Origin of the sequence: Pedobacter ginsenosidimutans (assembly GCF_001442625.1) — a bacterium.
GTDB lineage: Bacteria > Bacteroidota > Bacteroidia > Sphingobacteriales > Sphingobacteriaceae > Pedobacter > Pedobacter ginsenosidimutans.
This window is the reverse complement of the sequence record NZ_LMZQ01000016.1, coordinates 21718-35762: the sequence shown is the minus strand read 5'-3', so window position 1 is coordinate 35762 and position 14045 is coordinate 21718. Positions and strand designations below refer to the sequence as shown.

Below are 14045 nucleotides of genomic sequence, written 5' to 3'. Positions count from 1 at the left end.
GTAGATAGCTTAAATTCCATTGACATACAATGAAGTGACGATGACAAGCTGAGGGGGAGTCGTCATTGCGAGAAGGCTTTTTCAGCCGACGAAGCAATCTTACAACGATCGCTATTAGCGTGCGCTTTAAGATTGCTTCATGCCTCGCAATGAAGACTCTTTTTTATTGAAATCCTCTCATTTATCAATCTTTACAAATACCACTTTTTATATCTCGCCAAAGCCTCTAAGTAGTAGTAATCGGCATAAATTAAAGGTACATCAATTTCACTGTTTAATGGGTAAGCGCCTGTGCTGTGCATCAACAAAAAGCCGCCGTTTTCGCCTAATTTAGCATGATAAGCGCTGCTCGAAAGCGAATAGATCATGGTTTCGGCCGCAGATTTAAATTCAGTTTTCTCGCTTCCTGAAGTGTACTGACCAAGCTCTAACAATGCCGAAGCCATAAGCGCACCTGCAGAAGCATCGCGTTTGGCAAAAGGAATACCCTGCGCATCGAAATCCCAGAAAGGAATTTTATCGGCAGGTAAATTTGGATGGTTCAATATAAAGTGTGCAATACCTTTTGCCTGTTTTAAATAGATAGGATTTTTGGTAAAACGGTACATCATAGTATAGCCATACAAAGCCCAGCCCTGCCCACGCGACCATGCAGAACAGTTTGCAGCACCCTGCCATGTGGCTTTCCTGATTACTGCTCCGGTTTCCGGATTATAATCGACCACGTGAAAAGAGCTGAAATCTGGGCGGAAATGGTTTTTTAAAGCGGTGTTGGCATGGATAACCGAAATTTCTTTATACTTTTTATTTCCTCCATTATCACTCACCCAGTTCATCATTTCCAGATTCATCATATTATCAATAATTACCGGACATTCCCATAATTTGCTTTTATTCCATGATTGGATAGATTTTACAGCAGGGCGATAACGCGTAGCCAAAGATTCTGCCGAACGCTCAATAACTGCTTTATATTCTGGCTTGCCGGTTAAACGGTAGGCATTGCCAAAACTGCAGTACATCATAAAACCCAAATCGTGGTTTCCGGTATAGGTCTGATTTGGCTCTATTACCTTTAAAGCTTTCTCAGCCTCTTGCTTAATCTCTGCATTTTTGGTCTGTTCGTATATATACCACAAACTGCCAGAATAAAAACCACTGCACCACCATTTGATATCGTAATTTACGGGTTTTCCTTTTTCGAAAGTCTGGGGTGTTTTCCCTTCAGGGATATTTTTAGCCAGCACTTTATATTGATCGACGGCAAATTTAAATTCATCGTTAATTAACTGGGCCATAGGCTTTTTCTCGGTCTGCGCAAATGAAACTGAACTGCCAAGCATCAGCAATGCGACAGCGAAATTGATTTTTTTCATAATTTAATAGTCTGTGTGTATTATTCTTTAATTTTAAAATTCGCCGTAGCACCTGCAAAGGCGCCAACTGGCAGATTACAATCTATACTTTTTGGTTTCAATAATCCTGGCAGCTTTAGCAACACCTTGATGCTTGTATTTTCCTGTGCGGGATCTGCGATATACAGTGTGGGGCTTTTACCGTTTAAATTTTTAATGTAAACCGTACATGGCTGATCTACCTGAAGCGATAAGCCGTTAGTAGCCAGTGTTCCTGCTTTATAAAAAACTGCTTGCAACATATCCAGGCCAGTATGTTTCACAGCCTGCAGTTCATCGGTATTTTTCAGTATCTGTATCATCGACCGGTTGTATTTTTTTAAACCCGCAGCGTCAATTCCCGGCACAACAACATACTGATAGCTGGCATTCTGAGGATTTATACCATGATTTAACCAGATTTTAAATACGTTATGTTTCAGTTCGGTTTTACCCTGAAAATGATTGATGCGGTACCAGTTTCCGGTTTGTGCTTTGCTACTGATTTCTAAATTCCCACCTTGGGGAAAAATATACCCAATACTATCATGAACTGCCCAGCGCTCGCTTTTAGCATCGGCCTCCGTTCCATTGGAAGAAGCCACATCGCCCCTTAGCCAGACCTGATTGATTGTTGTGGTGATATTTTCCTTTGCACTGCTTTTAATTCCAGCACCCAGGCACACCACTTCCTGATCAAAAAAGAACCATGCTTTTTTTGCCTGAACGCTGTCGTAATTTAAATCATAACATGAAACGCCATAAATGCCATCGCTAACTCCCCCAACAAACTTGGTTGTACCCGGAATTCCCCATTCCTTTAATACTGTGACACCACTGTCATCAGGATAATCTCTGCTGGTGGTTCCCGGGATTTTATCCCATTCCCAAACGGGCATCAGGTTGGCATATTCCGATCCGCTCCGCTGAATATTGGTCGCCCCATCGGGGAGAAATTTCCCCAATATGTTTTCGTTGTTGCCACGTTCTGTCCGTAAGGTTCTCGTTGATGCGGTTTGCACACTAAAGGTATAAGCCGGGCGAAGGTGCAGGGTATACCCACTTTTCCAAAACTGGTTATGGGTAGGCATAATTTTATAGCTAGGTGGCTCGGCTCCAGAGGTCCGTTTAACCGAAGCGTCCCAATACGCTGCATTTTCAGGGTCGAAGAGTTTTATTTTGCTAACCATCCCACCCATGCCACTGCTTAAAGAATCTTTACGACTGATGCCGCGGCCACGCACATTAAAATCATAAAACGAACCTCTTACCGTTTTCAGAAAGGTATTTTTAAGATAATCGACCAAAATAACCAACTGATCTTTCGGCAAGGCATATTTGGTATCTCTTAAATAAAATGCAGCATTTACGGAGTTTCCGGCAAATACCCGCCCATAACTGGCAATGGCCTGTTGTTTCCCATGCTGATAATAACTTCCATCTGCCTGAACGCCTTCTTTTCCATCTGCAATGGCAATGGGTTCGAATAGATATTTCGCAGCCGAATCTAATGTTGCTTTGTTCTGTGTTAGGCAAGCACGATACAAATAATGTAAAGCTTCATCAGAGGTATTGGCACCATCCCCTGTTTTTAACCTTCTGATCATTCTTTTAATCAATGTTTTTTCCAGCTCGACAGGAAGCCCCGTTTTGGCACTTCGCATTAATATTACGGTCTCTCCAATAGCCTGCGGATAAAAGATATCATTGTACCACCAGTTTTTATTTTTCGGGTTTTTATCCAACCAGTTCTGTAAAGATTTAACAATAGCAGCATGCAGTTCTGCATTGTTATAAAGCTTATTCGATGGGCGGACAAAAGCGGTTGCCATATCTTTAATCCGTTTTAAAGGATCGTACTGCGCATCTGCGTAGTTGATATCTGGCCAACTTCCATCTGTATTTAAAGATGTCATGTTTTTGGTGATCCTTTTCACCAATACCGCATCGTTCACCCCACGCTGTAGATCCAGATTGATGCGTCCCATAATTACAGCGTAAGGTTCTTCCTGGGCAACGGCAAAAAATGTGGTAAAACACAAGAAACATGATGCTAATAGTGTTTTTAATCGTCTATAGTTTATGCTAACAATCATTTTTTATATCGGCTTTCCTTACTGGATTACTTTAATATTAAATTCTTTGACGGCTGTTTTACTTTCATTAGGATTAACATTATAAGAAACAAACGTTGCCCTATATTTGCCTGCCGCCAGGTATTTATAGGCGTAGGATGTAGTTGCAGATGCCGTGATATTTTTCACCGTAGCAGTTGAAATATCAGGTGAAACCCGGCCCACATATAAGGCTTTACTCACAATCCAACTGGTATTTGTCGGAGCGGTAGCTGCGCCACCCACAATGGTAAGGGCCGTTGTTGTGGGCACCCATCTTGCGCTGGCTGGTGTCCAAACATTACCGTATCGGGTCCAATAGGCATTATCATTGGCTAAAGCGGCCAGGTTATAGCTATAATCGCTTAATACGTTGTTTACCGTATAATTGGTAATCGTCCAGGTCCGCTGTGTTGAACCTGTTACTCCTGAATATTTAAAAGCAATAAAAAGTGAATCATTTACACCGCTTACCAGATCAGATAGATTAACATTACCTGTGTTCACCGCAGTAGCGCTGGTAGCCAAAGGCGTACGGGCTGTAATGTTTGTCCAGGCAGCATTTACAACGGTTGCCGAATCTCTTGAGGGCAGCTTATTGGTAGCCAATACCTGTAGGGTATTAGTTTGTACGCCAAACTGAGCAGTGCTGGTAAAAGACAAGGTAGGTACGCCCAATGCCATTGCCCTATCGCGGTATTCGTATTTATTACCAAGCGTACCGGCCCAGAATGCAATGTTATCGGCATAACCATCAAGCGCAAACCTACAGGTATCGCCAAGTTTAAAAACAAGTGTATCGCCAATGGTAGAACGCGCGTTTACAAGATTAATGCCTGCAGTTGGTGCATCGGTTGTGAGCTCTTTTTTACAGGCTGTAAAAAACAAACCTGCAAGCAAACATATATTGAATAGATATTTCATCTTCATTTCCATTTTGAGGTTAATTAATATCCCGGGTTTTGAACCAAAGCTTTATTTAAGTTTAACTCGTAGGTTGGTTTTGGCAGCAGTACGTGTCTCTGGGTAATGCCGGTAATTCCACTATAACCAATTGCATTTCCGGTTGTTGCAGAAACCCCGTTAGCGGTTGCATAATTAGCAAATGCTTGCATATCGCCTACAAAATTTCCCCACCTGATAAGGTCGGCTTTACGGTAAGCTTCAAAGCATAATTCGCGCATGCGCTCATCTCTTATGGCCAGTTGAAAATCAGCTTTGTTTAAGCCCGGTGTTAACAGGTATTCGTTACCGTTGGTGATGGTTGCAGTGGCTGTAGCGGTTACGCCGGTAGTTGGCGCGGCAATGGTTACCGTTGGTGCATTAGTAAAATAAGGTCCTGCAGCAGTTAAATTCCCTCTGCTGGTTAGTTTAATTCCAGTAACTGCTCCGGCAGTAGAAACTACAGCAACTGCTGTAGCACCCGATCCACCACCACCGCTGATGGTAACCACAGGAGGATTGGCAGCGCTATATCCAGATCCACCAGTTACTATGGTAATATTTTTCACAATATTACCATACATGGTTCCATAGGCTCTTTTTCTTACCTGGTTAATGGCATCATAGGCTGCAGATGTCGGACCATTCACCTGATTTTCGGCCTCTGCTTTCATCAACAACACATCCGAATAACGGATTACAGGCCAATTGATATTATACGTACCAAGATTTTTTGAGGCATCAGGGCAGTATTCACGGCGGAATTTTCCACACATCATTTGCCATGGGTTTGGCTTATCTGTTTTAATCCTTGTAGCAGTTGTGGTATTTACCGTCCAGATGAAGTCGGCACAGTTCCAGTCTCTCCGCGTATCTAAAGATGCTTTGTTCACCAATGTACTGCTTGGCTCAACCTCGTAACTATCAAATAATTTTTTAGTGGTCTGAACCCAGCCAACTGCCGAATAAGAGGCCGGATCGAAAACTCCGTTTACATTAAGTATGGCCGATTGGATACCCACAAAATTTCCGATATCGTTACCTGTTTTATTGGTTACGCCCGCAGCAGCACCCGCAGATCCCCATTCTAGAATATCTTCCTTAACATCATATTTATCCTGGCACAGGTTGATAAAAACCTGTTTGTAATCGGGGTTTAAACCATGCAGTCCCGAATTGATTACTTTATCAGCATATACCACTGCATCTGCATATTTAGTAGCATCATTTGTTGGATAACCCGCCCAGTACAGATAGACCCGGGCCAACATGGCCTGAACAGCAGTAATGGTTACCTGATCGTTGTAACCCAAGGCGGCAGCAGTTCTACCCTGCAACAAGGTTTCAGCCTCTTTTAAATCGGCAACAATCTGTGCATAAACAGCAGCCTGAGAAGATGCAGGAATATTGGTCTCCGAAATGCCCGGGCTGTGAAGAATGATCGGAACCTCACCGAAATTGGTGGTGAGTATAAAATAATTGTAGGCCCTTAAAAACAAGGCCTGGCCTTTAATATAACCACGTTGTTTTTCGTCCATTGTTGGTTTATTAATATTATCGATCAGCACATTGGCGTTGTTGATACCCAGATACGGCCAGCGCCAAACATCGGCAACGTACGCATGACCTGCATCGTACGAATAATAAAGGCCGCGAGCCTCGCCGTTTACCGGGCGGTTGGGCAACATTTCATCTGTTGCGCTTACAAAATTAAAGTTCAATACCTGCCCATACATCCGCTCATACATCATATTGCTGTATATGCCGTTAAGTGCTACCTGCAACTGATCTGCCGTTTGGTAATAATTAGATGGGCTATAGAAATCTGTTGGCTCAGTATCTAAGAATTTTTTGCATGATGATGATAATCCCATCACAAATAAAAAAGCCAGAATATATTTATTTTTCATTGTCTTATCTTTTAATGGTGATTAAAATGTTGCGTTTAAACCAAAGGTTACCGTGAAAGATTGCGGGTAGGTTCCATAATCGAACCCGGGAGTAAGGTTGCTTGGCCTTGACGAGGCCTCAGGATCCAGGCCTGAATAACCGGTAAGTGTTAACAGATTCTGTGCCGATGCGTTTAAACGCAGTTTCGACATACCAATATTTTTCAGGATTTTATTAGAGAAATTATAACCTAGCTGAACGGTTTTCAAACGCAGATACGATCCATCTTCTACCACCCTCGATGAGTAATTCGCCGCGGCCATTCCTCCTGCCCTAAACAGATCGTTGTTCTGGTTGGTAGGTGTCCAGCGGTTTTGGAACGAAGCATACTGGTTAAGGTTCGGGTTGGTTACGATACCGCCTTCAAAAACATAACGGTTGGCATTGATGATATTATTGCCATACGACCATTGTAAGAAAACCCCTAAATCCCAGTTTTTATAGCTGAAGTTATTGCTAAAACCGCCTGTGTGGATGGGTAAACCCCTGCCGATAATGGTATAATCGTTATTGTTTACCACTAAATCGCCATTTAAGTCTTTGTATTTGATATCACCCGGTTGTATTGATGTCCTGGTTGAGCCATTGGTGGTAATATTTGGTTTTAACAGAAATGTACCATTTGGCATTTTATCGAAATCGCTGTATTGATAAACGCCATCGAAAATCAATCCGTACATCTCCCCAACCGAACGGCCTTTTACAGAAATATATGGCGATAAACTGGTATAAGTGGTATTAAAAAATGTTCCAGCACCAGCTAGCAGCGAGTTTTGTCCTTCGGTTAATTCTAAAATTTTGTTTTTGTTAAAACTGATGTTGAAATTACTCGTCCAACGGAAATTTTTGGTCTGGATATTGGTACTGTTCAAGGTAATCTCTAAACCTCGGTTTTCTAAACTTCCTATGTTTTTAAAGCCGGTTCCGCTCTGTACTCCGCTTGCATAGGGCAACTGGGCATTCAGCAATAAATCGTTGGTCACCCTTTTATACACATCGGCTGTTAAGCCCAAGCGGTTTTTAAAAAAACTCAGATCTAAACCGATATTGGTCTGTGTATTAGTTTCCCATTGTAGATCATAATTTCCAGATGCTGTAATTACCGAACCGATGGCTACCGGTTTGCCGTTAAACGAATACCAGTATTGTGTATTGCCTAAGTTTAGCTGTGGCAGGTAAGCAAAATCGCCAACACGGTTGTTTCCCGATTCGCCATAACCGATACGCAGTTTACCGTCAGATAACCAGGTGGCGTTTTTCAGGAAAGATTCCTGACTGAAGCGCCATCCGGCAGATGCCGAAGGGAAATAACCCCAACGCTTGCCAGGTGCAAATTTCGACGATCCATCAGCCCTGAAACTGGCCGTTAATAAATATTTGCCTTTAAAATCATAGTTTAACCTACCCAGGAAAGATTGTAGTGTCCAAACCGAGCTTCGTGAGTTTACAACCGTATTGGCTGCCGGCACCAAATCCAATGCATCAATACCCAAACTTTCGTTGGTAATCTGCGAGGCATATATCGACCGGTAAGAATTTTTGCTCCGCTGTGCAGAGTAGCCAGCCAAAACGGTTAGGTTGTGGTTTTTATTAAAAGTATTTTTATAGGTTAAAGTATTATCATTTAACCAGTTAAAGGCCGGACTGGTAGCATAAGTTCCGTTTGGCCCTGAAGCATTCCATTTACTGCCCGATTGCGTTAAAGAGTTATTAAAAATATTCGTTTCGGTATTTGCGTTGGTAATCCCCGCAGCTACCCTGAGTTTTAATTTAGGCGTAAAAGCATATTCAGCATAACCATTGGCTACCATAGTAGTGGCTTTATACATGGTTTTCTGGTTTTCTAAACTGATTAAAGGATTTACCCGGTAATCCTGATTATTTGCAAGTTCGTTCGTAGGATCGTAAAACGAATCAAGCAGGTCGGTATTCTGATCTCTGCCCGAAATTGCTGCAGCCGGACGGTATCCCCAAACCGAATACAACAGTACCGAAGACGCATAAAAATTGGTTGCAGAAATTGGTGTCCCGAAAGTTTCGCTGTAAGCGTAATTTACGTTTATACCCGCTTTTAATTTATCGGTAACTGTCTGATCGAGCACAAAACGGCCCTGGTAACGTTTAAAACCGCTAAATTTTACGATCCCTTTCTGGTTGTTGTAGTTACCGGAAATAGAGTAGGTTGTTTTATCATTTCCACCTCTTAAGGCAATATCATGGTTTTGGTTCTGCCCGTTCTGAAAGATATAGTCCTGCATATCCAGGCTCGATACATTCTGATAATCGTTTATGGTGACACCATTTTTTAAGTAAACGGAATCGGCAAAAACAGAATTCAGTTCTTTAACGTATTTCACAAACTCGAAAGCGTTCATCACAGGAATTTTATCAGGCGATTTTTGTGTGCCGTAATAGGCATTATAACTCAGTTGAGGTTTACCTGCTTTCCCTCTTTTGGTGGTAATCAATACCACACCGTTAGAACCACGGGCACCATAAATCGCAGTTGCGGAGGCATCTTTTAATATATCTATACTTTCAATATCCGATGGATTGATGGAATTTGCATTGGCATCTTCGGATGGAAACCCATCAATAACATAAAGCGGAGAGTTATCCTGGGAGATTGATCCGGCGCCACGGATCACAATGTTTGCAGTTGCACCCGGTTGACCATCACTTGTAGATACCTGTACACCTGCTACACGTCCGGCCAAAGCCTGATCGAATGATTTAACAGGTGCCTGTTCTAAATCTTTCATATTTACTGAGCCCACAGCCCCCGTAAGATCGGCTCTTTTGGTGGTTCCATAACCCACCACAACAACATCACTCAACCCAGTAATAGAAGATTTCAACACAACATTAATCGTTGTACGAGTGCCTACATTCACTGATTGCGAGGCATAACCTACATAGTTAAATACCAATTGATCTGTTGCCAGCGCCTGAATTTTGAACCTGCCATCAGCATCTGTTTGCGTAGTGGTTTTGCTCCCTTTTACTGATACAGATACACCAGGAACAGTCTGTTTACTTTCATCTGTAACTACGCCAATAATGGTTTTACTCTGGGCAAAAACATTTACATTGGTTAGTAATAAGATTGTGAGTAATAATAAAAGCTTAGGAAAAAGATATACATGCACAGGCATGCGCGTTCTCCCTTGGGTGTAGAGTTTACTCATAATTATCGGTTTAGTTGGTTATTAGTTGTTTGTTACTAGATATGGCTTTTTAAAAACCGCTACCTGCTGAACAAACTTATAGATAAGCATTTTTTAAGGGGGTATAATTTTCTAAATATTTAGGTGTAATTTTCTAAATATTTGGCAAAAATGCTTTTAAACCATAATTTAGATTGCCAATAACCACTATAACCAACTATCCCATGCCTACTGCCTTCCTGAAATATTTGCTATGTGCAACCCTGTTTTTAGGATCAGTAATGCAGGGTAAATGCCAACAGCCCATCCTGTTCGATCACCTTGGAGTAGAAAAAGGCTTATCACAAACTTCGGTACTGGCCATCTGCCAGGATAAAAAAGGATACATGTGGTTCGGCACCCGTAATGGCCTAAACCGGTATGATGGTTATAACATTAAAGTTTATCAATTTTCAAATACCGATTCCCTGTCCATACTGAACAGCTACGTCGTGAGTCTTTTATCCGATTCGCACCAAAATTTATGGGTAGGCACCAATACAGGCTTAAACAGGTATAACGAAACAACCGACAATTTCGAACGTATTACCGCACGACCAAAAGGACTCAGCAACAATATGGTCAACTGCATTGCCGAAGATAAAAAAGGAAATGTCTGGATCGGCACACTAAACGGATTGAATCTTCTTGTTAACGGGGACACTTCGAAAATAAAAGTGTTCTTTAGCGACAAGCTTAAGGATGGAATATATCATAACATTAGAACTGTAAAGCAGGATCACCAGGGAAATATCTGGGTCGGAACATCCAATGGATTATTAAAAATGACCCTAAAAAACGGCTTTTACCAAAGCGTTGTTTTTAAGAATCACGGGAAACCTGGCGATATCAGCGAAAATTATATTACCGGCATTATCGAAGATGCTCAAAATAAACTGTGGGTAAGCACACAGGATAATGGCCTGAACCTTTTTGACCCTTCGGCTAAAACCTTTAAAAATTTTAAACACTCAGGTAGTCAAAAGAATTCGCTTGTAAACAACACCATCCGCACCATGGTATTGGATGATGCAGGCAAACTTTGGATTGGCACATTGGATGGCATCAGTGTGATGGATACCCAGAATTTCAATTGTGTAAACCTTCAATATGACCCAGAGAATAAAAAAAGCCTGAGTCAGAATTCCGTACACCGCTTGTACAAAGATCAGAATGGTTCTATTTGGGTGGGCACTTACTTTGGCGGTGTTAATATCAACTATCCTTATACTACGGCATTTAATATTTACAGCACGAGCAAATACACCTCCAGTATCAATAACAATGTGGTAAGTGCTTTCGCCGAAGATGAAAATAAAAATCTCTGGATCGGAACAGAAGGCGGCGGATTAAACTATTTCAACAGATCGGCAAATACTTTCACCGCTTTTAAGAATGATGGCCGCAATAACGCTATAAAATCAAACCTGATCAAAAAAATAATATTGGATCAGGCCGGCAAACTTTGGATCGGTACACATTCGGGCGGACTTAATGTTTATGACAGCAAAAACCGCACGTTTAAGAGTTTCAATTTCAGCAGGCATCCTGAAGATGTACCCGATGAGGTTACTACACTAGCTGAAGACCAGAACGGCTACCTATATGTAGCCACTCAACGAAATGGCATTAAGATCTCCAGTCCTGATAAAACAAGGTTTTACGACTTCAAACTTCCAAACATTCTCTCTAAATCGGCAATAGTTAAAGCTTTAATGGTTACCGATCGCGTTTACTTCGGCACCACAAACGGGTTTTGTATCTATGATATTGATAAAAAAGAGTTTTACACTTTATGCGATGCACAAACCAAAAAGCCTTTAGATTATTATGTAAACGGCATTACAGAAACAAGAAATAAAGAGATTTATATCTGCACCAATAACAAAGGGCTAATCCGCTACGATCAAAAAACAAATAAAGTAATCTACTACACCGTAAAAAATGGTTTACCGAACGACAATGTGCTTGGTGTATTGGAAGATGATAATGGCAACCTTTGGATAAGCACAGCCAATGGTTTATCTATGTTTAACAGAAAAAATAAAACCTTTAAAAACTATACTGTTGCCGATGGGCTTCCAGGAAATGAATTTAATGCCAATGCCTTTTTTAAAAGTGCCAATGGCGAAATGTTCTTTGGCGGATACAGTGGTTTTATAAGCTTTTATCCCAACCGCATACAAACCAATAACAAGGCAGCAACACTTGTAATAACAGATTTAAAAGTCGATAATAAGCCGATAAAAATCAACGCTGAAGACGGTCTGCTCGATCAGAACATTGGCCTAAAAAATAAACTCGTTTTTTCGAACCGCCAGAATACATTTAGTTTAAGTTTTGCGCTCTTAAACTTTATTAAACCAGAAAAAAATCGTTATGCATACAAATTAGATGGTTTCGAAAAAAACTGGAACGATGTAAGTATCCCAACGGCTGCTTACACCAATCTTCCCCCGGGCAACTACACTTTTATGGTTAGGGGAGTTAATAATGATGGCGTTCCGAGCGCCAATATACGCAAGATCAGCATTACAGTAAATCCACCTTTTTACAGAACCTGGTGGGCCTATCTGTTTTATTTCTTCGTTTTTGTAGCTATATCTTTTGTATTTATTCGCTATTTGTTAATAAAAGCTGTACTTAAAAAAGAAAAAGAGATTAACGAGCATAAGCTAGAATTTTTCACCAATATTTCTCATGAGATCCGCACGCCTTTAACACTCATTGTTGGACCGTTAGATAAATTGATCGAAAACGCAAAAGACGACCCCGTCCTGAACCGGGATCTGCAACCCATAAAAAATAATGCCGACCGTTTAATGAACCTGGTTACCGAACTGCTCGACTTTAGAAAGGCAGAAAGCGGAAAAATGGCACTACATGTGAGCCCAGGCGATGTGGTAAAATTCTGCAGGGAAATATTTCTGGCTTTTCAGAACATGGCCATTTCTAAAAACATCGATTACCAGTTTGAAACCGCACAGGCAGAAATTGAGCTTTATTTTGATAAAGTTCAAATGGAAAAAGTGATGTTTAATTTACTCTCCAACGCCTTTAAGTTTACACCGGTAAACGGAAAAATTAGCCTAAAAATAGAAACAGAAAAACAATTGGTTAATATAAAGATCTGCGATAACGGTAAGGGCATTCCATTAGAAAACCAGGCGAATTTATTCACCAATTTTTATCAGGCCAATGCCACTACAACCATCGGTACCGGTTTGGGCCTATCACTTTCTAAAAGCATTGTAGAACTGCATCATGGCCAGATCAGTTTCGAAAGCACACCTAAAAACGACAATGCTTTTGGCAATACCGCTTTCACCGTAAGTTTAAAAACAGGGAAAGCACATTTTAATCCATCCGATTTTATCCATGATTATGTTTATTACGACGATGCCTTAAATTATAACCTTAGTGCAACACAGGTAACCGAACAAATTAAAGAAGATGATGCGGTACCAGATGACTCGGACAAAAAAAGGAAAAACAGCATCTTACTCGTAGAAGATAATGAAGATGTAAGAACCTTTATCAAACAGGCTTTAAGCCACACATACCAGATTTATGAGCGCGAAAACGGGGCTACGGGCTTAGATTATGCTTTAGAACTGATTCCTGATTTAATTATCAGTGATGTAATGATGCCCGTAATGGATGGGCTGGAATTATGCCGGAAACTTAAAACGGACGAAAGAACCAGCCATATCCCTGTCGTTTTATTAACGGCAAGATCGGCTTATGTGCACCAGGTAAACGGTTTCGAAAATGGTGCCGACGCCTATATCATGAAACCTTTTAACCTAAAAATACTTGAACTGAACATTCAGAACTTATTAAATGCCAGAGAAACGATAAAACATAAATTTGGACAGGTAATTACGCTCGAGCCTAAAAATATGGTGATTAATACCACCGAGCAGAGCTTTTTGAATAAAATTATCCAGGTTATCGAAGACCGCATCGCCGATCCTGATTTTGATGTGCCAACCCTATCTTCTGAAATCGGCATGAGCCAACCTGTACTCTATAAAAAAATAAGGGCACTGACTGATCTTTCGGTAAACGACTTTATTAAATCGATGCGGATAAAAAGAGCAGCCCAATTACTTAAACAGGGCACAGGAAATATTGCTGAAATTGCCTATGCAGTAGGATTTAACGATCGGAAATATTTTAGTTCTGAGTTTAAAAAACATTTCGGCAAAACCCCGAGTGAGTTTATGAGCAATGATTAACCTGTAAGCGCTTTGCGAAACATTTAAACCGTTTTTTTAACAAGGCTATTGTTGACGTATTTATTAGCAAATGAAAGGCGTAAAATGTCATTCATATTGATTTCATCCCATAAATTAACCCTACCATTTACAGGCTCGAATAAAAAGTATCGTCATCTCAACCGAAGTACCGCAGAGTGTTCCAAAGGAACTCCTTCG

At 41.0% G+C, this 14045-nt stretch carries 6 protein-coding genes; 1 reads left to right on the top strand and 5 read right to left on the bottom strand.

All coding sequences use genetic code 11. The features are described from left to right. Positions 1 to 191: 191 nt before the first annotated feature. The 5 genes from ASU31_RS18575 to ASU31_RS18555 are packed head-to-tail and all read right to left on the bottom strand — an operon-like array spanning position 192 to position 9588. Positions 192 to 1376: a glycoside hydrolase family 88 protein gene (locus ASU31_RS18575; protein ID WP_057933782.1), complete on the bottom strand. Its 1185-nt coding sequence runs from the start codon at positions 1374 to 1376 to the stop codon at positions 192 to 194. A gap of 20 nt (positions 1377 to 1396) precedes the next feature. Then, positions 1397 to 3490: a polysaccharide lyase 8 family protein gene (locus ASU31_RS18570; protein WP_083505426.1), complete on the bottom strand. Its 2094-nt coding sequence runs from the start codon at positions 3488 to 3490 to the stop codon at positions 1397 to 1399. 18 nt (positions 3491 to 3508) lie between these two features. Continuing rightward, entirely contained in the window at positions 3509 to 4432 is a 924-nt protein-coding gene (locus ASU31_RS18565) for a DUF5017 domain-containing protein (RefSeq protein ID WP_167346205.1), read from the bottom strand. Positions 4433 to 4455: 23 nt separating this feature from the next. Further along, positions 4456 to 6360 (bottom strand): RagB/SusD family nutrient uptake outer membrane protein, encoded by a 1905-nt coding sequence (locus ASU31_RS18560; RefSeq protein ID WP_057933779.1) that lies wholly within the window; start codon positions 6358 to 6360, stop codon positions 4456 to 4458. A gap of 21 nt (positions 6361 to 6381) precedes the next feature. After that, positions 6382 to 9588, bottom strand: coding sequence for a SusC/RagA family TonB-linked outer membrane protein (locus tag ASU31_RS18555; RefSeq protein ID WP_245224562.1), 3207 nt, complete (start codon positions 9586 to 9588; stop codon positions 6382 to 6384). Between the two features lie 203 nt (positions 9589 to 9791). On the opposite strand from ASU31_RS18555, the gene ASU31_RS18550 reads away from it, so the two are divergent. Further along, positions 9792 to 13847, top strand: coding sequence for a hybrid sensor histidine kinase/response regulator transcription factor (locus tag ASU31_RS18550; RefSeq protein ID WP_057933777.1), 4056 nt, complete (start codon positions 9792 to 9794; stop codon positions 13845 to 13847). Positions 13848 to 14045: the final 198 nt, after the last annotated feature.